Genomic DNA, 21,769 nt, shown 5'->3' on the forward strand with positions numbered 1-21,769 from the left:
CCCTTACATCATCGAAATCTTGCGGAGTTCCAGATGGCGGGTAAGTACCGTGGGCATACAGGGCTTTGATCATACTCTCCTTCGATTACCTTCACCATTTACATACTCCAATTGGAAAAATACGCCAATTAGCCCAAGCGTATTTCTCCATTATATAGCCGGGGTCTATACAAAATCTGAACAACCATGTGACCATAAGAAGCATGAAGCCCGATTCCCACCATTACATGCGGGTCGGGATGCCATCCAGTCCCATCACGACAAGGCACGAAGCAGCCTTCGAAACCGTCCGTTATGCAACCCCATCCGTTCAGTTGGTTGGAACTCTCCATACGAAACAAAAAGCCGATAAAATTCTTGCTGTAACGAAAAAAAGCACCTCTTTCGAGATGCACAGCTCTTCAACTTGTTCAGTATGCTTTCTTTCAGGACATCAATCTTATGTAAGATAGCCTATCCAGGGGGCTTTTCTCAAGAGTTCTCAACGTCTCCGACCGGGTAAGCGTACAGGTTATATCGCTCCGGCGCTTTCCAACGTAGCGAAACTGATAGCAGGTTGAAACAACCAAGTTGACGAGTAGCCTCACAGATGGTATAACGCAACGAAAAGTCTAATTGAATAACTGGCCTGCGAGCGACATGCGACCAAATCAATATCGCTGCATGTAACAAAGAGACCACTCCAACTTGGAACGGCCTCTTTGAATACATTCTCATATAAAACTCATGTATCTCTTTCTTATGCCAATAAGAACATCAGATCAATCGGATACTAACCTTGAATACATATGGAGATCGTTAAACTTCCCGTCCACACGTTCATATTCTCTAAGTGTTCCTTCAAATGTGAAGCAGAGCTTTTGTAAGAGCTTTATAGAATTCACATTTTCGGGATCAACCTTGGCTTCGACTCGGTTCAATTTTAAAGATGAGAATCCGTGATCCACCAAACAAGAGACCGCCTCTGAAGCATAACCTCTTCCCCAAGATGATTTAGCAAGGTCATATCCAATTTCAGCTTTTAAGTTGTCAAAATCCAAAAAATTATAACCGCATGAACCTATAATTTCGTTGGACTCTTTTTTAATTATGGAGAAACGAATAGCCTTACGATCCCGAGAAAGATCATCCAGCAGATGGATCATTTCTTTTGCTTGCTCTACGTCAGTAAAACAACTAACATTCATAAATTTAGTAACATCCGGATCAGACCATACCGTAAACAAGCTTGGAGAATCCGATACCTTCATTTTTCTCAAATGTAAACGTTCTGTGTGTAACTCTGTAATCAATACTTTTTCCTCCCATTAGATTTAATAGTTAGGTTTAAAATATTGATATCTGCGCATAGTTCAGTCCCTTCATTTCCAGGCTTGTTACAATTATACATGAGCCATAAACCGAATCAAAGTCCACTGAAATGATCTCACTTAAGTTAGCGTTAGAATGATCTGTTCCCCGGATCGGGTAATTTTGTAGATACCTTCCTGCATGTCAATGCCATAGTGCTTCTTCAGCAACCACTTTGCGTTACGATCCGTCTCCACGACGACCAGATAATCGTAGCCGCTCAGGAGATTATCCATATTATCCTCGTAGAACAACACGATCCCGTCCACATGTGGAGCATACAGGAAATACTTCCCGATATATTGCATGTAATAGTTCGTGACCTGCTGGTCCCTGTCCGAGGCGTAGAACAGATATCTGTTGTTATCCTCATGACCACCTTTATACCAGCGAAAAAGGTCCGTGTTATACGCAACAAAACACTCGCCATAGTGTTATGGCGAGTGAATGCATAAGAAGCTGTGAAGGATACTAATCTACTTTTATTGCCTCGATATTAAGCTCGATCCTCACTTCATGCTCAAACACGTTTTCGAGCTGGAGAAAAGCGAAGTAAGACATGGTCGGAGAAGAATTTTGCTGAACGTAAACTCCATCTAACAACGAAACAACACGAGTGAATATCTCACTACGTGTTGTTTCTTTTCTTTATTTGCAAAGTCAACCTGTTTAATTTTTGTTACTTCATCTGTCCTTTGATGACTATCATCATGCTTTTACCCGTTGCTATGATGGCTTCTTCTGCTGAACGCGGTGTCCAACCAAGTATACGTTTGGCTTTTTGATTACTCGTTGACATATCTTTTCCCAAGAGTGTTGCAATCATTCTTAATTTAGGATTGAAAATCGCCGCAACACGAACGATACTATTGGGGAGCTCTCCCTTTGGAACGTTTATGGCATCTTCCCCTAAATTTTCTCGTAAAATATTTGCAATTTCCAACGTTGAGAGATTTTCTGCACTAGAAGCTATAAATCGCTCTCCACTTGCTTCGGGACGAACCATTGCCAAGATATGCAGCTCTGCAACATCTCGAACATCCACATAATCAGAATAAATCTTGGGGACAGACTTTAGCTTGCCCTCTAACATCTGGCGAACGATATCATTTGAATGAGAATAATCATTACCTAGAATTGGCCCCATCACACCAACAGGATTTACCGTCGCTAATTCTAAACCATTCCCTTCCTTTCGTATAAATTCCCAGGCAGTTTTTTCAGCGAGTGTCTTGGATTTTTGATAGGGATGAATTTTTGCGTCTGTATTGGACCAATCTTCTTCGGTGTATGGCCCTGTGTGATGCTTATGTCCCACACCGATTGCTCCGAAAGCAGAAGTTAGGACAACGCGTTTGACCCCTGCATCACGTGCTGCTCTCAACACTCGTAACACACCCTCACGTGCCGGCCCAATCATTTCATGTTCATCTTTATATATTTTATTGGGTGTTGGGGATGCCACATGAATGACATAATCCGCTCCTTCAACCGCACTATCCCAGTTATTATCAGAAGTTAAATCCGTTTGAACAAATGACAAATTCTCAATATGTGTCACCCCGCCCGATATTATCATGGCTTTTACTTCATCTTGTCTGCTCATTGTACGAAGAGTTGCCCGCACACGATACTTCTTCTCCAGTAATTTCACGATTATATGAACAGCGATAAATCCTGAACCTCCGGTCACCAGCACTAAAGGTTTGTTAGGGTCTGCCATCGTAAATACTCCCTTCAGTTGACGTTACACTTGTAACATGTTTTATCCTATAATAAGATCAGGCATTATCAATAGCAAGCAAGAAACAAGCATATGTGACAGATTGGAGGAAATGTAATGGCAGCAACGGATCACGCACAAATTATAAAAAAAGACACAAGAGAATGGATAACGATTGCATTGCTGGAGCTGCTAAAAACAAAAAAAATTTCGGAGCTAACCATTTCAGAACTCGTTAAAAAAGCCGGTGTCAGTCGAATGGCATTCTATAGAAATTATGAAAATCTTGAACAAGTATTAATAGAGTACTACGAGCCTAAATTTGCAGATATATTCAATAAAATTGCGCACAAAAAGAGTAACGAACAAAAAATAACAGATCTAACCAACTTTTTTCTGGTCATCTCCAATGATATTAAAATGTCTATTGAGAGTGATTACACAGGGTTAATTTATCAAATCTTCAAGAACAACATAACTCAATTTTATGATGAGCTCATTCCCTTTCCAAACTGGACAGGTGCAAAACGAAATTATTGGATTCATTTTATGAGTGCCGGTGTTTTTGAAATTTGGATGACATGGATCAAAAATGGACAACAAGAAACCATAGAAGAAATATCAACACTCATACGACTATTTCATAAGTAAAAGATAAGTAATTTGCCAGGGATGCAGTACACAACAAAGAGAACAGCCCCAGGCTGTTCTCTTTCGCTCTCTGTCTTAAAAGCACGTGAACGAGCTAATCCGATTCAAATCAATACCGAAGTATCCCCAGAAGAAACCGAACCATCTGAACCCTGCAACAGAATTACGCCCGACAAATACCGGGAAGAACCAAAATTGCTCGCCGTTGTTCAGCCAAATGTAAGTGTTGCGGAACATGCAGCGTCTGATCCCGCCGGGGTCAATAGCAAATGGAACGGCGGTCTGCATTTGCGGTACGAACTGCGGTGGAGGAGCCGTCGGCGCTTGAACACCTCCCGGTGCACCCCCTGGAAAACCCGGACCCCCCGGCCCTACTGGTCCACCTGGTCCGCCTGGAAACCCTCCGCCAGGTCCCGGCATTGGAAAAAATCCCATATATGATCGCTCCTTTCGATGAGTAGGCATAATCATCATATGCATTCGCGGAAAGGGCGACTGGGCGAATATCAAAAATATCCCCGCCAAACGTGCTTGACCCGTATTCAGTTTCTCCACATAGGGGAAACATTGCCGCATGAAACCCCAGTCAATTTTGACAAATAAAGTGAGAGAGTGATAGATTCTAATTATATTCATTCTTTAAATGGGGTGGGCCTATGAGAAAAAAACTACAAATTTACATATCGTCTACTTACTACGATCTTATTGAGGAAAGACATACCGCTGTTGAAGCCGTACTTCAAGCTGGTCATATCCCTGCGGGAATCGAGCAATTTTTCAAGGAAAGTCCAATGAAAATTAGGAAGAGATGGATCGACGAGTCCGATGTATATGTCCTGATTCTCGGAGGATTCTATGGTTTAACACTTCCTGAAGATGAATCCAAGAGCTATACCCATTGGGAGTATGAGTATGCCGGAGAAGCGGGCAAACCTAGATTTGCTTTTGTTGTCACAGATGAAGCATTAAGACAAAAGCCATATGACTTCGCAGCAATTGAGTACTATCAGGAGTTTCAAGAGTTTAAGCAAACCGTCATGGAACAAATCCCTATCTATTATGTTGAAGATGTACGGCACATTAAAATGGTACTTCGTGATCAATTGCCGGGGTATGCAGCAAGAGACGATTTGCATGGTTGGGTTTCCGCTAAGGATGTCCCGGACGTCCAAAAGCTGTTGGAAGAGAATGCACGATTAAAGGCGGAATTGGAGAAAAAGAAATGAATGAGGGGCTGGCATAACCAACCATTACCATTATCAACTATACCTGCCCAAAACAAGGTGCCACCAATCTGAGATCAGTTATAGGTCATGTAAATATGAAAAAACACATCCTAAATTGGGATAAGCATTCTCCTGGAAAGCTTATTTACCCAATAAGATGTGTTTTTTGTTTTAATATAAAGTTTGAATAAGTTCTACATTATGAAGCTTTCGCTGCAACAGCTTTTTGAATTAAAGCTTTGGCATCGTTAGTAGAAAGCCCTTGTTTAGGTTGAAGTGAGTTTTTGTCTGCTGCACTAAGAATACCTTTGTCAATCAGTTTTGCCATAGATTTCACCGCGTAAGTAGAAACGGTTTTGCCATCTTCATAACCTGCAATGATCGTAGCAGCATCTTTATCAGAAGCTTGATCTTTCAACAATTTAGCAAGAATAGTAGCCGCTTCTTCACGAGTGATATCACGATCAGGATTGAAGTTACCACCGTAGCCTTGAATAAATCCAGCATGTGTCGCTTCAGCGATTGCATCTGCATATGCAGCGTTAGCAGCAACATCCTTGAATGCAGGTGCTGAAGTTACTTCGTTCAGTTTCAACAGTTCTACCAAAGCAGTAACAAATTCAGCACGGGAAATGAATTCCGTTATTGCAGGTGTTTCTGTTGGCTCTGTAGATGCAGCCAGATTCGTGATACGTCCTTCCGTTGCAGCTTGAATAGCGCCGCCTTTATACGTATCTACGATGTATTGGTAGAATACATCCAAATCGATAGGACCTGCCAAGGATGATTTGGCATCCACTAGCACTTTATAGTTATCTCCACCTGCAGCCATAAAGTTGTTAACTACAGCCGTATATGTTTTTGCAGGATCAATAGGTGTGCCATCTTCAAGACTAAGACTAGTCACACGTTCTGCAACTGGCTTATTGAAATCTGCAGTATATTTCAAGCCAGAGATTTGCAGTGTTTTTGTGTTAGGTGTACCGTCAGCATTGGTTCCCCATTGCTGCTGCAACAACGTTTTAATTTGTTCACCAGTCAACTCCAGTTTCACTAGAGTATTGCCAAAAGGTTGGATTTTAGCAAGATCAGCAAAGGTTACATCGCCTTGCGGCAGGTCCGCACGAATACCACCTGGATTCATAAATGCAAAGTCTGCTTCGCTTGCTTTATCACCAAAGTCTGCTTGGCGCATTGCATCTGCAATGAGGTTCCCCAGAGCGGCTTCGTTATTATAAGCATCTGTACGAGTAACAGAACCATCCGTTGTACCTACAGGCTTCGTCAGCTCAGGATGCTTGTCTAAAGATTTTTTAATAATAGCTAAAGATTCAGGGTCTTCTTTTACACCCTCTTGGAAAGTCGTTGTAACGGTAGCTGATTTCTCCGTTACATCCCCGGTAGCAGGGTCAATCATCAATTTAATATCTTCAAATGCCGTACCATAAGAGAACGCTTGAACGATCAATTTTCCATTCACTTCACCGTTAGCCAAGGCATGATTGTCACCTGCGACGATAACGTCAACAGGGGAATCTGTTGGCAAAGCTTTTGCCAAATCAGCCGCTTCTCCAGTGGTTACGCCTTCTTTGGTTGATGCTGGATCATGCGCCAAAACGATGATCGTTTCTACACCTTGATCTTGCAACTCTTTTGCATATTTATTAACGGCTTCAACTTCTTCTTCTGCACTTAGGAAACGCACGCCAGCTGTCCCAGATGGGGATACTTTTGCAGGTGTGGATTTCGTCACTAACCCGATGAATCCAATTTTGACTCCGCCCACTTCTTTAATAACATAGGGTTTAATCAATGTTTTGCCAGTGGCAGTTTCAATGACGTTTGCATTGACGTAATCAAATTTTGCACCCGCATGAGTTACTTTTCCTTCTTTTGGATCAAGACCACCGAAGATTTGTGCCTTCAAAGCAGCGATACCTTGGTCAAATTCATGATTGCCCAGAGATGCTACATCGAAGCCCATCATATTCATCCATTCCATGGTAGGCTCGTCACGATCGAGAGATGAGACTGGAGCAGATGCACCCACAGAGTCGCCATTATGGAAGAGTAGGGAATGTTCATATTTTGCTTGAGCTTCTTTTAAGTAGGTTGCTAGAATCGGAGCCGTTCCTGCCTTTTTATCACTAACGATTGATGTAGTATCTAACTGACCATGGAAGTCATTGATACCAATCAAGTGTACTTCTACATCTTTGCCTGCGGCAGAGACAGAACCCGCTGCGCCCAATAGTTGGGTGAGTAATAGTGCAGCAGTTGCCACACGAATTGTGCTTTGGCCCAGAACTTTTTTCCAATACATGAATTAACAAAACCCCTCTCCAATTATAGATCCTGAAATATTTTACCATAGTTCAATTCATAAAAGTCGTAGAATATATCAAATGAGTGTAAAAATTTCGGAAGATTACTAGAGAAGATGCAGACGAGAAGTTATGACGCATTGGATTTGAGTGATAGATTCAAAATTCCATGTAGATAAATATGGATTTTATATTTTCTGATAGCTATAATGGAAAAAAAAGTATTAAATCTCACCGATGCTGCGATTCCTCTATCAAAGCACAAGTAATACTCGCTTCCATCTCCTAAAAGCACACATCCCATTACATAATAGTATCAAAAATTTTCATGCTTTCTATTAAAGGAGGTGACCGTTAGCAGCATTTTAGATCTTAGTTCCCATCTTTCCTACCCATATAAAAAAATAGGAGCGTGTCCAATGAACAAACGACTTTTCCCAAAAACGATTCGAATTCTTATGGCTTGCTTGTTGATTCTTGCATTTGCCGTACCCACGACAGCTTCTGCCGGCTATCTTGGAGATAAGCTCACAATCGGCCAAAGCATGGCGAAGGGGGACTATCTCACCTCCCAAGATGGCAGGTTCTCAGCCATTTGGCAGAATGACGGGAACTTCGTTATCTATCAGAACGGTTCTTCTCTTTGGAGCAGCGGGACCAGTAACAGTGGGGCTCTTTCGTTTACATTCGAACCACAATACGGGAAACCTGTTATGTATAAATATGGCATGAAATATCAAGATGTTTACCAATATGGTTATCGTTATGGTTTCAACCCGGCTACAGGTAAATTCGAATATTACACCGGTTGGGGATGGGATAAAGTTTTGGTGATTGATACTTCTGTACAGGTAGCTGCTTGGTCTCCCAACACCACCTCATGGATTCCAGGCCATCATGGGGGCAGCTTACCAGCTAACACAACGGGGGACACCCTGGTCATGCAAAGTGATGGGAATTTAGTTCTCTATAACACAACGCTGACCAATAACAATTATCCGAACAGTTGGATTCCTGTCTGGGCTTCGAATACGGGCGGGCGCTAAAAGATAAAGAGCCGCATGATGCGCGGCTCTTTTTTTGTTTTCCGATCGTTTACTAGCGTGTAACCCTATCCGATTCGTTTAATATCAGCTTACAAGGCTTGAAAATTGCACCTATCAGTAGTTAAAGCATATCATTATTCCTTCTATATTTATTTTCTATAGATATCACCATACGCCGTTTTTCCATCCATTTCTATTGTTTTCATTATAGTCCCATATTCTACCGAATATCCTTTTTGATTGCTATTGGTATGATTTTCTCCAAGCCGATTGAATACGTCGGTGTCACTTTGTTCGCATGTAATATTGTGGTTTACACCGCTTATCTCCTTACTTACTTGAGAAAAAACGCCTTGGATATTAAGGCAGCTTTCTTCTTAGGCCTTTCTTGCCTATCCTTTTACGCGGTGGTTGTCATTTCCATCTTCTATCCGTTACTGAAAAATATGTACTCCTTAACCATACTCGATTTTATTCCCATCTATGGATCTCTGCATGCGTTTGGTTTTGTCTTATGTGGACTTATTGGTTGGGTGTATATGGTAGGCTTCATTAAGGAAAAATGATTGTCACGGAGATTAGATAGGTTGGTACATCTTTATGCGTAATTAAATACAAAATCATGAATCGGTGTATGTGATTTTTGGGCTAACCCATCGGCTTCATAGCAGTAGTTTAGTCAGGTTCGTGCTATAATAGTGATCACATAAATAACATTCATCATTCTGCCGAGATGGCGATGATTAAGGAGATTGAATTTTGACGAACAACCAGGATATTGGAGCAGTTAACGAACTACCGGAGAACTTTGAAGAGCTCAAACGAGCGGCCAACCGGACGTCAAGCTGGAGAGACAGACTGAATGCGGTGAACGAATTGGGGAACTGGGATACAGCCCCTACCATTAAGTTGCTGCAGCATGTTTTGAAAAATGATCAAGTGTTTCAAGTACGCGAAGCCGCATATCTCAAGCTGAAACAGTTGGATGAAGATGTACAAATGCCTGCCAAAAACAAAGGTGAGCTGTTTAAAGGTACTAACAAAATTTTGCTACGGATCAAAAAAAGCCTTCCTGAAGGTCATACATTTGAGGAGTTTAAGGAAAAACTGCAAAAGACACGTCTGGATCTCTATGATACTTACGAAGGCGACAAAGATGCTGAGTTCGACTCTTGGCTCCATGGAATTTGGGAGACACTAGGCAGAAGATAGTCGTTGTTCACCGTATATTAGCTGAACACGAAGCCACTCCAAAAAATGGAGTGGCTTCTTTATTTCTTATTATTTTGATATTTCCATCAGAGCAAAGTTATAGGCTACATTCCATTTCACATGTACATTCTCTGTACGATACACAGTGATGTGATATAAAATTTATTCTGGTATATAAGGAAGATCCAGTGTCTTCGGAACGTTGATGACATGTTTTTCGGTATACGTGCGGATCCCTTCCGCGCCGTATTCACGTCCAATACCGGATTGCTTGAAGCCACCGAAAGGGAACCGAACATCGAGACCCTGCACAGCAGCGGTATTGATCATTGTCGTTCCAGCTTCGAGTTGACTTGCGACGGAGATGGCATCCTCTTCTTTCCCCCACACAGAACTCGTCAATCCATATATGCTTTCATTGTGTAGATGAATAACCTGCTCTTCATCGTCAAATGGCAGAATCGGAACCGTAGGACCAAACTGTTCCTCTACCACAATCGGATCATGAACATCGCAACCCAAAACAAGCGTTGGTTGTAAGAAGTAACCTTGGTCAAACAGCTTCTGATCCAGAATTTGCCCGAGAGGGATGACCTTAGCCCCGCGCTTTTGCGCATCTTCCACCAAACCAAGCACGTAATTCTTCTGCTTCAGGTTATTCACCGGACCTATCGTCGTATTTGAATCAAAAGGATCGCCAATTCGAATCCAGCGATTTGCCGCTTCTATATATTTTTCCACAAACTCATCATAAATAGAACGGTGTACATACACACGTTTGGCGATCATACAGATCTGTCCTGTTGTTAAGAAATTAGAAATGACAATCCGGCGCATCGCTCGCTCATCATGAACATCAAAGCTTTCCAAGAAGATCGCCGCATCATTACCACCAAGCTCAAGCGTCATATCCTTAATCGTTTCCGAAGCTGCTTTGATAATATACTTAGCGGTCGCAGTCCCACCTGTAAAGGCGATCTTCGTAACATGAGGATTCGTGGTCAGTTCAACGCCCACATCCGCATCACCATGAACGACATTGATTACACCAGCCGGGAACTCACTCGCAATAATCTCTGCCACCTTCGCTGCCGCCAGTGGCGCAAATGGGCTTGGTTTAAGCACAATCGTGTTGCCTGCAAGTAAGGCAGGAGCAATCTTAATCGTAGATAAAGCAATGGGGTAATTCCATGGACTAATTGCTGCCACCACACCCATTGGATCATAGGAAAGAATCGTTTTACCATTCTCATGCTCTTTGATCTCTTCCTGTAGAGCCGATTTGGCTTCATTACAAGCAAACTCCATCCACATTAACGAAACATAAATCTCACCGTGTGCATCATACAGCGGCTTGCCATGCTCTCTAGACAGCAAATGCACAATTTCATTCTCAGCTGCCCTAATCTTCTCGATCGCCTTGCGCATCATCATAATGCGTTCATCAATGGAGGTCTGCTTCCATGTTTTAAAAGCCCCTGCCGCCGCTTCAATCGCTTCAACCGCTTGTTCTTTCGTAGTGACAGGGAAATAGCCTACGATCTCAGTTGGGTTTGTCGGGTTCTCTTTTGCTAACTGCGAAAGGGATTTTATATTTTGACCATTAATGAACGCTTCAACTATAATTGTCTCTTGGTCTGCTTGTATCGTCATTCTACATCCCCTCCGTTATTTAGATGGATTAATTCCAAACTTCTTCAGCAAGTTCCTTCACATAACGAAGTTTACGCCATTGTTGTTCTTCCGTTAAAATATTGCCTTCTTCTGTAGACGAAAAACCACATTGGGGGCTCAAACAAAGTTGCTCAAGTGGTACATAGGTTGCCGCCTCTGCAATCCGAGCTTTAATGTGTTCTTTATCCTCTAACTCGCCTGTTTTCGATGTGAGTAAACCAAGCACGATTTTCAAATCTTTTCGATTCACATACTTTAATGGCTCAAAACCACCTGAGCGCTCATCATCGAATTCTAAAAATAATCCATCTACGTTTAAGCCTCCAAAAATAACTTCAGAAGCGTACTCGTAACCACCTGTTGAGAAATAGTTCGATTTATAATTACCACGACAAATATGCATCGTCACAACTAAATCTGCCGGTTTATGAGCCAAAGTTTCGTTAATCATTCGCTGCATCGTTTTCAACTCATCCGCTGGTTCCAGACCTTTAGCACGCAGCTTATCGTGACCAGCTTCTGAGAATAGGTCTGCCCATGCTGTATCATCTAATTGCAGGTATCGACATCCCGCATCATAGAAAGCTTGAATGGCTTTTTGATACGCCGCAATCGTATCCTGAAGGAATTGCTCCCGGTCCGTATAGATATTGGCGCCATTTTCCAATCGATATAGAAGCATGTTGGGACTTGGAATGGTCTGTTTCGCCACTGCGTCACCTGCATGCTTTTTCAAAAACTCAAAATCCTCAACAAAGGGATGACTCGAGAAATCAACTTTACCAACAACACGAATCCCGCCCTTACGCGTTTGCATATTATGGAATTTCGGTCCATCAATTTGCTCATACAGCTCTACGCCATCCAAGCCACCCAGAAAATCAAAATGCCACCAGCTTCTGCGGAATTCACCATCCGTAACTGCCAATACGCCATTTTCCTTTTGCTTTTCAATAATTCGAATAATCTCTTGATCTTCCACAGCTCTTAATTCCTCATATGTGATGTTGCCTGATTTATATTGTTCACGTGCCTGACTTAAATTTGCAGGACGTAGAAAGCTACCTACATGATCATTACGAAATGGTATCATAACTATTTCTCCTTCTAACTTTTTGGTCTAATGAGTATAGCATGGTCAAAAGGAATGCTTGCTATATGAAAAAAGCATGGCTAGTCATAGCTTTTAACAATAGCCAAAAGACCAGACATTATAGAAATTGCCCAGAAATATATAGAACAAGAACACAACGTATGGAACAATGGGTCTTATAGAAGCAATTACGGAAGAGCAGATTAGAAGACAGTTTGAAGTGAACGTTTTTGGTCAAATCCGAATGACTAAGGCCATGATGCCACACTTTAGATCCACTCAAGAAAGTCTGCTGATAATCCCTTCTATGGGTGGAAAAGTAACTTTTCCTACGATATCCCTGTATCATTCATCCAAATTCGCGGTGGAGGGTTTTTCTGAGTCGGTATCTTATGAATTAGCATCACAAAACATCAAAGTAAAACGAATTGAACCGGGTGCTATTCAAACGGATTTTGGCGGAAGATCGATGGAGTTCTAATTTAATGATGCATTAACAGAATATAAGGTATTTACTACTGCATTTCGGAGTAGGGGCTATCGACGAAATGCGGCCCTGGGGCCGCCTATCCTTTGAGCGTATTGAATTCAGAGCCGAATGTCACTTATAACCGCAACCAGGCCGACCGGTTATACAAGAGTACGAATAACATCGACCGTAGCCTTAGGGTCTGCTTCGATCTCTGTTCTCTAGCATATCAAGCAGCAGGCTGGAAAGCGGGGCTGGAACTTGTGCATTTTGCGCCGCCGACAGCAAGAGGCCGACATCTTTCTGCGGAATTTTACTTTCGGATATGGATGACTTCTCGGCAATCATTTTGCCGTAGCTTTGATAGATTGGGGCGGTAAACAGTGTGCTCGTAAGCATATTAACCGCCGCAGTGGGATCAACACCGCTGCGCTCAGCTATTCCTAGTGCTTCTTCCATTGAGCGTGCGGCGGAGACAATAAGGAAGTTACCGATCAGTTTGATGATTACAGCCGAACCGGCTTCCTCGCCAAAGTCAAAAATCCCCTTAGCTCCCATAGCATCCAGCATCGGCCGGACCCGCTCCTTTGCTTCCTTGGGACCCGCTATTGGAATCCACAATTGCCTGGCAGCGGCTGCCTCCGGCCGTCCAAAGATAGGCGCCTCAACATAGACGGAGCCATGCCGCCCGTGCAGATCCGCCAGCTTCCTGCCCGTATCCGGCGACACCGTACTCATTGATACATGAATACCGCCTATGCCAAGGCGTTCCAGGAAATCTTCGCTTTTGACGACGTCTTCCAATGCTTCATCGTCCCAAACCAAGGTGACGACGATGCCACCGGTTGTCACGGTGTCAGCTGGACGGACCGCCTGCAGCGCACCTTGGGCCACGAGCGGCTCCGCTTTTTCTGGAGTGCGGTTGTATACGGTCAATGCATATCCTGCTTGGAGCAGATTGGAAGCGACTATTAAGCTTTCGCAACATACCCAAAAGGCCGTTGAAGTAATCAGCGGCCTAGATGTTGGTGATTCAACTATCGTGTCCCGTCAGTTGAACAAAGGGCTACCACTCGGCAGCATTTTCATTATTGAGTTATAAGTTACCCAAAGACTTCTTTGCCAAGTATTCCATCAACAAGATCAAATCATCGTCAGGTTTGTCATTCCTGTTCTTGTGATGTCTCTACTTTCACATTTCGTTCCTCAAACACACGCTTTGCTACAGAAATAGCGTTGAGTACGCGTGGGAAACCTGTATAGGATATGCAATGGGTAATCGCTTCAACGACTTCATTCGTAGAGAGACCAACATTAAGAGCCCCGTGAATATGGGCATGAAGTTCTGACTCGACTCCACCTTGGGTTGTCAGGGAAGCAATCGTCAACAGTTGCCGCTGTTTTGGATCCAGTCCTTCTCTGGAATAAATATCGCCAAATGCAAACTCGATAATGTAGTTAGCAACGTCAGGAGCAATATCTTTCAGTGATTCGATTACACGTTCTGCTTCTCCTCCGCCCCCGCCTACTTCCATTAGTTTGTTCCAACCTCGTGCGTAGCGCTCTGCCGTCATGTTGCAGCCTCCTAGTAAGATTCAAGTGAAACGAATGGTGAAGGTAGTCGAGCAAAAGCAGTCCTTGCATCTTCTTTCAATTGTTCTAGAGTCAGAGCCGCGCAAGCAGTCTTCGGCATATTTAAATAAATCAACAAAGCTTATGACTGAGACAAAATTCCTTTAACAAACAATGAGACACTGTGCTTGTAGAACTCTTCCTCGGTGACGAGTTGGGACTGATATTGCCGGTGAATCAGCTCACTCATCTGAAATCCGTAACACATCGAGAGAAAAGACATAGCGGTAAGACGCTCATCCTGTCTAGCTATAACTTTTTTCTTCTGCAGGCGTTCAAAATATTCAACCAGCAAGGAGTGCAGCTTCACTGGCGGATCGGCCAGCACTCTGTCCAATTCGGGAAGCATTCCTTTGTCACGGATGCCAATCAAAATGATGTCCGCATTTTTATGGAAAAACATACGGTACTGCTGGCTTACATTCAGCAGATCGACTTCCGGATTATCGGTCGCGTCCTCTTTTAACAGCTTCTCAAATTGCGGGATATCTGCATGTCTTTCAACGATGGCTTCCAATATGCCTTGCTTGCTTCCAAATTGCCGAAAAATCGTAGATTCATTGACTTTAGCTTCCGTTGCAATGGCTTTGGTGCTTACTCCCCGATAGCCCTTCTTTTTGATGAGCTGTGTCGCGGCTTCAATGATTCTGTCTGAAGTATTCATTGTATTTCTCCTTTTGCATATGTTAAACCTATTCTACTACAAGTGTTGCATATGCAGCAGGGTCGGGGTTCAACGTTTATTTAAGGAAAATCGCTTCTTTTTTCCCAGCGGCTTGGTTCCGTAATCTTGACATGTTCAGGCACAAATTGCGTGAGCGTGCCTAATTTATCAAATGTAATCTGGATTCGGTCAGAGGGCAACAACCATTGTTCGGTCTCGATTGCGCAGCAATCTGGTATCGTCCCCATACCTATAATCGTGCCCGGGAGCGGCGTGAAAACTTTGAGAACCTCCTCCATCACTTTCCCAGGGTGTGCAGAATACTCGGAAGTGCTTCCCTTCCAGTGCAGTCTCTCCCCGATGTGTACATCCACATCTAGTGCCAGCGGGTTGTCGATTTCATCCGGCGTAACCAGAAATGGTCCTATTCCTTTGCTGCGATCAAAATCTTTGCAGCGCGTAGGTCCGGTCAACGCCTGGAAATCCGGCCACTGCACATCACGGACAGTACTGTCGTTAAAAATAACATAACCTGCGATGCAATTCCCCTTCCCTGTTACAAAGGCCAGTTCCGGCTCGATATCCAGATATGAAGAGTATGATGGCCAATGAATCGTATCCCCATCGCCAATTAAAGCATTATGATTACACTTGTAATAACTGAAATTCACTTTATTCGGATCTTGCTGGAATTTTTCGGCGATTTTTTGTTTAAGCTCTTCTCTTTCCGGCCCTGTATATTCTCTTTGCAGCAGATTTACGCCAGCATTTCTCAGATGTCTTGGCGTCAGCCCGAAATCGATAAGCGCAGCCGGATTCGGAACCGGCGGCAGCAGTTTTACCGCTGCAATCGGGCAGATTTCATTTTCATTGAATTGATGCGACTGTTCGACAGCATATTGCATCAATTCCTTAGCGGCATCATAACTTGCCGGCAAATCATGAAGATAGCTGTCCATACTTTCAAGACTGTCAGAGAATGTTCCCTGCTTTTTCATAATTGCAGCAAAAGACACGACAAAGTTCTCGTTAATTACAAGCCCAAACAAAGGTACCTGGGATGTCTTGGTTTGAAAGGTTACTAGCTTCATGTTGCAGCGCCTCCATCCATGTAGTGTGATGTTGTTCTGTTACAATCATAGAGCATAGAGTAAATGCATGCAAGTACTCGCTTGCATTTATATTTTCCATTCTCTATAATCAAGACATATTCAGTATGCCTTATCCCAAAAACATATACGCAAAGGAGAATTTTCATGAAGTATGGACGTATTATCCAAAAACCTCGCGTTAAATTTTTTGAAGTCGCAGATGGCGTCTTTGCCGGTATTTCGCCGTATCGCGGCATCAGTTGGGCCAATGCCGGGTTCATCAACAAGGGTGAAGGGCTGGTGTATGACACGTTTTTCGATTTGTTCCATGCGCGGGAAATGCGGGAGGCTTTTAAGGAAGTAAGCAACGGCGGCTCTCCCGCATATGTGGTGAACTCGCACTATAACAGCGACCATGCCTGGGGTAACAAAGTGTTTGAAGATGCTTGCATTATTATGCACAAGGAAGCATCCAGAGAGCGTCTCACCGAAAATATCACCTGGATGGACAACGTCATCAGAAGAGGAAAGGATTCTCTGGAATCGACTTCGGGCGAGCGGTTTTTTGCAGCAGAATTTGAAGGATTCGACCTGGAAGGCGTAGAATGGGTACACCCGAATATTGAGATAAAGGACGATATCAGCATCCGTCTTGACGATACGGAAGTCATGATTTACAACGTAGCTCCGGCCCATTCCGACAGTGACTTGCTGCTGTGGATGCCAAAAGAAAAAGTGCTGTTCGCCGGCGATGTCGTGTTTAACGGTTGTACGGCATACAGCGAAGAGGGAACCCTCAATTGGGTTAAAGTGCTTGATCGCATTATTGATGAAATTAAACCCGAAATCGTTGTTCCAGGACATGGCGCCATCTGCGGCCTGGACTTCGTAAAGGAGCAGAGGGACTACCTCCTGAACCTGATCAGCGAGTTCAACAAGCATTACAATGACGAAATTGATTCCTTGTCCCTGACCAAGCAAATTGATATTTCCCGCTTCCTTCATTGGATTCAGCCAGAACGCTTGTATGTTACAGTGGATATCCTATTGAAAAGCAAACGAGGGTTATCACCCCTTCCAACTTGGAACGAGGTGCCTGCTAAGCTGGAAGACATGAAAGCTTTTTTGGCCGGAAAATATGGCAATCAGATCAAGCCATGGGACCCTATGAGTGTTTGGCAAGAATAGCAATTTGAAGCTAGCGTATGAAAAACGAAAAACGGCCCTGTCGCAAACGATGCGAACAGCGGCCGTTTTTTTTCAATTGTTCCACGGAATTAAAATCGGCGCTTAGAACCGATTATGAAGAAAAAATGGCTGATTGTTTCCTTGGTTTACGTCCTCAAATGCATTTATTCCCATAATTTTTCGGCTTATGGTACGGCTCATTCCGATTGATCTTCACTGCACGATAAATCTGCTCCACCAGCATTAGCCGCATCAACTGATGTGGCAAGGGTTAATTTTAACCGGTTCATAACTACCCGAATCTCTTCTATTTCCCAGTTAAAAAACTTCCGAAGGTTTCAGTTCAGGATTACTCCCTGTACGCTATTTGCTCCTGAGCGAGACGGATCAATTCCCTAACCATGGAACCACCAATTTTGCCGCCGACTTGGCCTGCTGATTCCGTTGTCAGTTGACCATTATTTCCTGGGTACAGAGGTACACCAAGCTCTTTCGCCACTTCATATTTTACATCGTCTGGTCGATTCGGATTTACGGTATATCCTTCGCGCTTCATTACATCTGCTTTGAACGCCTGCATTCCCTGTTCAACCCCTGGCACCGCATATTTTCTCCTTCTTCTTGCCATCATACAGCACTCCCCTCGATGTTATTCCCTAACTTGCCCGGAAGCACAAAATTTCATCCCTATTCCCTAAAATTTATGAGTTGAATCATCATCACCTCTTAATCTCTCGATCAAAGAACTTTTGATTATTTTACTATAGACGAAGAAGCTGTTTTTGCTCTCAATTTAGCAAGGTTCTCCCCATGAAATCCCTTCACAATTAACCAGACTGCCAAGCTCATCTCGTAAACGCCCACAGGAAGCGCCATCAATCCTTTTACCGCCGAATAGGGTCCGATGATCCCAAACATTTGCAGCAAACCTGCTAAAAATACCATAACCGCTGTAATCATTCCGAAAATCGCTAACGGTTTAGGCACATAGCCTGTTCGATAAAGCAAATAACTATACAGACTCGTATTTATGCCCAACATGAGATTTGGACCCAACATAGCCGTCCAGCGATAAATCGACTGCATCAACAGCCCTATGGGTTCAAAATTGGTTTTACTTGCTAAGTTGGTTGGTTCATAATGTGAACTAAGTTGTAACAAACCCAATATACTTACGAGACCAATCGCAATAAAAACAGCTTCCATAAACCGGAAACAAAGATACCCTAGTGCAAGATGCTCATTCCAATGCCGAACGTAGGGAAACAGCATGGCTGCTGTACCAACAGCCGTTACCATAAGTAAGAGATCATTTAATACACCGATTAAGACCTTTGTTTCCGATCCATTTGCCACGGCCATCTGCCATTGTTCTGACAGAACCGGCCCATACAAAACAACCGCTATGATTGACGTCACTGCAGCAAGGATATAAAAAATCCCCAGTATCCTTGCATTCCTTCGGTCTCGCGTCATCTATTTTTCCTCCTAAGACAATAAATTTATTTGCTGATGGACGTATGGTATACTTGCCACAAAACTTGACACAAGGAGTAATTATGGACCATAACGAAGTCATTGAACGTGCTTTGATCCATATCGAGGACCATTTACAACAGTCCTTAACCGTAGAATCCGTCGCCAATACCTTCAACATGTCTAAATACTATTTTCATCGGCTGTTTTCCGCTATGATGAGCTGTTCGTTAAACCAATACATTCTATCCAGAAGATTGAATGCATCTTTAACCTTTATTCAAAACAAAAACAGCTCTCTAACCGATATTGCCTATCAGCTGGGCTTCGGTACACAAGCCTCATTCACTCGTGCTTTCAAACGACAATACGGCGTAGCTCCAAGTTCTTTAAAAACAGGACTTACAACCATCTCTCCTGTCACCATACCTACAGTGGTGAAGAGACCTATAAAAAACATTAACGGTGATATCGTCACGGATTTCACACTGACCGAATTCAAGGAGACCCGAATCAGTGGGATCGCTTTTGAAGTGGATTTAGCCAATGATGATTACAAGGAGAAGATTCGCGCACATTCAGAAATGCTGTTGAGTCATATTGATGAAACCATAGATGGTCCCTGTTATGTCATTTATTCAAACTGTCAACCCGATTCAACTCGGTTTAAGGTACTGTTTGGGATCCCAAGCAGCATTGAAATTGATAAACCTTATTTTTTCACGGTTGATGTGCCACAGATTTTTTGTGCAAGGTTCAACTATTGTGGTGAAATACTTGACATTGGGGATGTACTGGAAAACGACTATGCCAGATTTCTAAAGATTTCCAAGCAGGAAACAGCAGAAACCGATATTGAACTCATTCAAGCCTTTGATGATGTCCACCATCTGGATTCGACCTATCATATCTATGCGCCTATCAAAAAACTCCCTACCGATTCTGCTCTGTAAGATCGCGGCTCGCTTCTCATTCTGTCTGCTCCTTTCTTTGCTCGAATTTGATCATTCCTTTTCTGCAAATAAAATAACATAACGGGTTTCGCTCGACTTTCCACATCTTGCTGTAATTAGGAACGAAAAAAAGCATCTCTCACGAGATGCACCCTGTTTTGGCTCTTGGATCTGTTGCCTTCGGCATTTGCCGATGTGTTTATTGGATTACGGCTGTGGAAATAGATTGATATCCAATGAAATTGCCGAAGTTTATAAGAATATATTTCATTGTTGATAAAGGAGCCTTTGCTGCCGTTTACCATATTTTTCGCCCCACTTATGGTATGGTTCACCGTATCGACTTTCAACTTTTGCTCAATAACTCCCCCATGCCAGTACTCGACACGAACCTGCTCCGCTTCCTTCTTCGCAGGGCCCATCAAATCAGACGTCGTGACCAAAAGAGTAAGAATGGCAATTGTGATTCCATTTCGCTCCCACAAGCTCTCGCACAGTCTGGACGGGAACCATATTGTGAATCGGCATAGCACTTTGCCTGCTTGTTTCCTAAGTCATTCTATCCGTATGGCACAACACTGGACTGCACGATTAACGGCTCGATGGCCATTCTCAATCTGCCTGAAGGAGGCACGGTGCATTTTCCTTGGCAAGCCGAAATAAATACTCGCAGAAGCCAAAAACCGTCAGGGGTTTCCCTGACGGTTTTCCAGTGTCCTGGCGCATCGGCCTGCTCCAGATCCTCTTGCTGTTCTTAAAGCCGGGATCCACCGGTAGCATCAACGAACTGCCCCGTGATCCATCGCGCTTCCTCAGAGGATAGAAATACAACGATATCTGCAACGTCCTTAGTGGTACCAATTCTTCCGAAAGCAGACATTGAAGATGCTCCAGCATAAATTTCAGGGTCAGCGAGCCAATCCTTGTTCATATCCGTAGCCGTAACTCCCGGCCTTACCGCATTAACCGTAATCCGCTTCGATGCGAAATGTGGAGCCAAGGCCAAGGTAAGTGTCTCAATAGCCCCCTTGGAAGCTGCCTGAGTAAGGAAATATGGAGCTTTAAGGTTCACATTAATGACAGCTTCAAACGTTTCTGCTGACGTTTCTTCAAAAGGAATTTCCGGTGCAATCCCTGCGTTATTGATCAGGATATCCAACTGCACAGAGCCCATTTCTGAACGAACAGCCTCTTCAAAAGCGGACCAAAGCTTGTTAACACCGGCAATACCCGTGTTTAGTTCTGCTTCCAGAGCTACCGCTTTTGCGCCCAAAGCTTTAATATCCTCAACAACCTTCAGAGCCGCATCTCTATTTGTGGCGTAATGAACACCTATAAATTCCGCTCCGCCTGCAGCTAATTATTGTCAATATCATAACGATAATTACGTTAATAACCGGAGATCCGTTTTTTTTTGCGCGTGCACCCTAAGAGCCCCTATTCCCACGGTTACCGTAATCTTAGAGTGAACAGAAAAAAAGCCAATCAGAATTCTGACTGGCCAGATAATAGGAAGGAGGCGTCGGGTCGCCTGCAGCCGCACATGTGCTCGGGGTCCACCTCGGCTAATGACCGCGAAATATCAGAAGTGGCTTCTGACTTCTATAAATTGATTTTCGCCCTACTTATGATACGTTCACCGGGCTGTCTGTAACGGCAAGTTTTGGGGCTGAATTTGGCCTCTTTATACGTCTAACCCCTTGCCGCCAACGGGACGGAGTCGAACCGGTTCTACGCCTTCGATTAAAGGACGTGCGCGTTGAATGACGGCCAGCACTTCTTCGTTCTTGAGAGAGTCGGCATGAGCCTCTGCATCGCTCCACAGCTCAGTGACCCAGATCGTATCGGGGTCATCTACGGATTCATTGATAATATAGAGCTCACAGCCCAACATATCCTTCAAGCTACGCGAAGCTTCCAGCAATAATAAAGCGAGTTCATCCCGTTTCCCGGGGCTGGCCGTCAATTTCCCGTACATCGCAAATTTGTTCATATCC

At 43.6% G+C, this 21,769-nt stretch carries 24 protein-coding genes and 2 pseudogenes; 8 read left to right on the forward strand and 18 right to left on the reverse strand.

The genetic code is table 11. The features are described 5' to 3' along the window. Nucleotides 1–128: 128 nt before the first annotated feature. From MHB49_RS33805 to MHB49_RS33820, 4 genes are all read right to left on the reverse strand, one after another. Nucleotides 129–332 carry a hypothetical protein gene (locus tag MHB49_RS33805; protein ID WP_405154557.1) on the reverse strand — a complete coding sequence of 68 codons (204 nt, stop codon included), beginning with the start codon at nucleotides 330–332 and terminating at the stop codon, nucleotides 129–131. A 429-nt stretch (nucleotides 333–761) separates the two neighbouring features. Beyond that, nucleotides 762–1,292, reverse strand: coding sequence for a GNAT family N-acetyltransferase (locus tag MHB49_RS33810; RefSeq protein WP_405154558.1), 531 nt, complete (start codon nucleotides 1,290–1,292; stop codon nucleotides 762–764). A 138-nt stretch (nucleotides 1,293–1,430) separates the two neighbouring features. Beyond that, nucleotides 1,431–1,658: a hypothetical protein gene (locus MHB49_RS33815; protein ID WP_405154559.1), complete on the reverse strand. Its 228-nt coding sequence runs from the start codon at nucleotides 1,656–1,658 to the stop codon at nucleotides 1,431–1,433. A 371-nt stretch (nucleotides 1,659–2,029) separates the two neighbouring features. Further along, on the reverse strand, nucleotides 2,030–3,073 hold the full coding sequence (locus MHB49_RS33820; RefSeq protein ID WP_247900044.1) for an aldehyde reductase: 1,044 nt from the start codon (nucleotides 3,071–3,073) through the stop codon (nucleotides 2,030–2,032). A gap of 117 nt (nucleotides 3,074–3,190) precedes the next feature. On the opposite strand from MHB49_RS33820, the gene MHB49_RS33825 reads away from it, so the two are divergent. Next, nucleotides 3,191–3,724, forward strand: a complete 534-nt coding sequence (locus MHB49_RS33825) for a TetR/AcrR family transcriptional regulator (RefSeq protein ID WP_247900045.1) — start codon at nucleotides 3,191–3,193, stop codon at nucleotides 3,722–3,724. A gap of 75 nt (nucleotides 3,725–3,799) precedes the next feature. Here the strand turns inward: MHB49_RS33825 and MHB49_RS33830 are convergent, their stop codons facing one another. After that, complete coding sequence (locus tag MHB49_RS33830) at nucleotides 3,800–4,159, reverse strand: collagen-like protein (RefSeq protein ID WP_247900046.1); 360 nt, start codon at nucleotides 4,157–4,159, stop codon at nucleotides 3,800–3,802. A gap of 221 nt (nucleotides 4,160–4,380) precedes the next feature. On the opposite strand from MHB49_RS33830, the gene MHB49_RS33835 reads away from it, so the two are divergent. Further along, the gene (locus tag MHB49_RS33835) at nucleotides 4,381–4,950 is read left to right on the forward strand and encodes a DUF4062 domain-containing protein (RefSeq protein WP_405154560.1); all 570 of its coding nucleotides are present in this window, start codon (nucleotides 4,381–4,383) and stop codon (nucleotides 4,948–4,950) included. A gap of 199 nt (nucleotides 4,951–5,149) precedes the next feature. Here the strand turns inward: MHB49_RS33835 and MHB49_RS33840 are convergent, their stop codons facing one another. Continuing rightward, a complete protein-coding gene (locus MHB49_RS33840) occupies nucleotides 5,150–7,273 on the reverse strand; it encodes a 5'-nucleotidase C-terminal domain-containing protein (protein WP_405154561.1) in 2,124 nt (707 codons plus the stop codon). 420 nt (nucleotides 7,274–7,693) lie between these two features. Between MHB49_RS33840 and MHB49_RS33845 the strand changes: the two genes are divergently transcribed. From MHB49_RS33845 to MHB49_RS33855, 3 genes are all read left to right on the forward strand, one after another. After that, entirely contained in the window at nucleotides 7,694–8,320 is a 627-nt protein-coding gene (locus MHB49_RS33845) for a hypothetical protein (protein WP_247900049.1), read from the forward strand. 236 nt (nucleotides 8,321–8,556) lie between these two features. Further along, nucleotides 8,557–8,886, forward strand: coding sequence for a YndJ family transporter (locus MHB49_RS33850; protein WP_405154562.1), 330 nt, complete (start codon nucleotides 8,557–8,559; stop codon nucleotides 8,884–8,886). A 193-nt stretch (nucleotides 8,887–9,079) separates the two neighbouring features. Then, entirely contained in the window at nucleotides 9,080–9,532 is a 453-nt protein-coding gene (locus MHB49_RS33855) for a HEAT repeat domain-containing protein (RefSeq protein WP_405154563.1), read from the forward strand. 162 nt (nucleotides 9,533–9,694) lie between these two features. Here the strand turns inward: MHB49_RS33855 and MHB49_RS33860 are convergent, their stop codons facing one another. Both MHB49_RS33860 and MHB49_RS33865 read right to left on the reverse strand, forming a co-directional pair. After that, nucleotides 9,695–11,185 (reverse strand): aldehyde dehydrogenase family protein, encoded by a 1,491-nt coding sequence (locus tag MHB49_RS33860; RefSeq protein WP_405154564.1) that lies wholly within the window; start codon nucleotides 11,183–11,185, stop codon nucleotides 9,695–9,697. A 28-nt stretch (nucleotides 11,186–11,213) separates the two neighbouring features. Further along, entirely contained in the window at nucleotides 11,214–12,299 is a 1,086-nt protein-coding gene (locus tag MHB49_RS33865; RefSeq protein WP_405154565.1) for a 5-methyltetrahydropteroyltriglutamate--homocysteine S-methyltransferase, read from the reverse strand. A 163-nt stretch (nucleotides 12,300–12,462) separates the two neighbouring features. On the opposite strand from MHB49_RS33865, the pseudogene MHB49_RS33870 reads away from it, so the two are divergent. Continuing rightward, a pseudogene (locus tag MHB49_RS33870) lies at nucleotides 12,463–12,780 on the forward strand (SDR family NAD(P)-dependent oxidoreductase); the annotation flags it as partial. 183 nt (nucleotides 12,781–12,963) lie between these two features. On the opposite strand, the gene MHB49_RS33875 reads toward MHB49_RS33870, so the two are convergent. The 4 genes from MHB49_RS33875 to MHB49_RS33890 form a co-directional block, all read right to left on the reverse strand. Further along, nucleotides 12,964–13,704, reverse strand: a complete 741-nt coding sequence (locus MHB49_RS33875) for an NAD(P)-dependent oxidoreductase (protein WP_405154566.1) — start codon at nucleotides 13,702–13,704, stop codon at nucleotides 12,964–12,966. Between the two features lie 227 nt (nucleotides 13,705–13,931). Next, nucleotides 13,932–14,342 carry a carboxymuconolactone decarboxylase family protein gene (locus MHB49_RS33880; protein WP_405154567.1) on the reverse strand — a complete coding sequence of 137 codons (411 nt, stop codon included), beginning with the start codon at nucleotides 14,340–14,342 and terminating at the stop codon, nucleotides 13,932–13,934. A 140-nt stretch (nucleotides 14,343–14,482) separates the two neighbouring features. Then, complete coding sequence (locus MHB49_RS33885; RefSeq protein WP_405154568.1) at nucleotides 14,483–15,064, reverse strand: TetR/AcrR family transcriptional regulator; 582 nt, start codon at nucleotides 15,062–15,064, stop codon at nucleotides 14,483–14,485. 80 nt (nucleotides 15,065–15,144) lie between these two features. Continuing rightward, nucleotides 15,145–16,155: a fumarylacetoacetate hydrolase family protein gene (locus MHB49_RS33890; protein ID WP_405154569.1), complete on the reverse strand. Its 1,011-nt coding sequence runs from the start codon at nucleotides 16,153–16,155 to the stop codon at nucleotides 15,145–15,147. 165 nt (nucleotides 16,156–16,320) lie between these two features. Here MHB49_RS33890 and MHB49_RS33895 point away from each other — a divergent pair, with 165 nt between their 5' ends. After that, on the forward strand, nucleotides 16,321–17,343 hold the full coding sequence (locus tag MHB49_RS33895) for an MBL fold metallo-hydrolase (RefSeq protein WP_405154570.1): 1,023 nt from the start codon (nucleotides 16,321–16,323) through the stop codon (nucleotides 17,341–17,343). A 154-nt stretch (nucleotides 17,344–17,497) separates the two neighbouring features. On the opposite strand, the pseudogene MHB49_RS33900 reads toward MHB49_RS33895, so the two are convergent. From MHB49_RS33900 to MHB49_RS33910, 3 genes and pseudogenes are all read right to left on the reverse strand, one after another. Further along, nucleotides 17,498–17,611, reverse strand: a pseudogene (locus tag MHB49_RS33900) (23S rRNA (pseudouridine(1915)-N(3))-methyltransferase RlmH); the annotation flags it as partial. Between the two features lie 81 nt (nucleotides 17,612–17,692). Then, nucleotides 17,693–17,971 (reverse strand): alpha/beta-type small acid-soluble spore protein, encoded by a 279-nt coding sequence (locus MHB49_RS33905; protein ID WP_405157304.1) that lies wholly within the window; start codon nucleotides 17,969–17,971, stop codon nucleotides 17,693–17,695. Between the two features lie 125 nt (nucleotides 17,972–18,096). Beyond that, the gene (locus MHB49_RS33910; protein ID WP_247900064.1) at nucleotides 18,097–18,819 is read right to left on the reverse strand and encodes a DUF4386 domain-containing protein; all 723 of its coding nucleotides are present in this window, start codon (nucleotides 18,817–18,819) and stop codon (nucleotides 18,097–18,099) included. Nucleotides 18,820–18,902: 83 nt separating this feature from the next. On the opposite strand from MHB49_RS33910, the gene MHB49_RS33915 reads away from it, so the two are divergent. Next, a complete protein-coding gene (locus MHB49_RS33915; protein WP_405154571.1) occupies nucleotides 18,903–19,772 on the forward strand; it encodes a helix-turn-helix transcriptional regulator in 870 nt (289 codons plus the stop codon). A 116-nt stretch (nucleotides 19,773–19,888) separates the two neighbouring features. Here the strand turns inward: MHB49_RS33915 and MHB49_RS33920 are convergent, their stop codons facing one another. From MHB49_RS33920 to MHB49_RS33930, 3 genes are all read right to left on the reverse strand, one after another. After that, nucleotides 19,889–20,215 (reverse strand): hypothetical protein, encoded by a 327-nt coding sequence (locus MHB49_RS33920; protein WP_405154572.1) that lies wholly within the window; start codon nucleotides 20,213–20,215, stop codon nucleotides 19,889–19,891. Between the two features lie 311 nt (nucleotides 20,216–20,526). After that, nucleotides 20,527–21,108 (reverse strand): SDR family NAD(P)-dependent oxidoreductase, encoded by a 582-nt coding sequence (locus tag MHB49_RS33925; RefSeq protein ID WP_405157305.1) that lies wholly within the window; start codon nucleotides 21,106–21,108, stop codon nucleotides 20,527–20,529. Nucleotides 21,109–21,456: 348 nt separating this feature from the next. After that, nucleotides 21,457–21,765 carry a putative quinol monooxygenase gene (locus tag MHB49_RS33930; RefSeq protein WP_405157306.1) on the reverse strand — a complete coding sequence of 103 codons (309 nt, stop codon included), beginning with the start codon at nucleotides 21,763–21,765 and terminating at the stop codon, nucleotides 21,457–21,459. Between the last annotated feature and the right edge of the window lie 4 nt (nucleotides 21,766–21,769).

This window comes from Paenibacillus sp. FSL K6-0108 (assembly GCF_045040695.1).
Lineage (GTDB): Bacteria > Bacillota > Bacilli > Paenibacillales > Paenibacillaceae > Paenibacillus > Paenibacillus pabuli_B.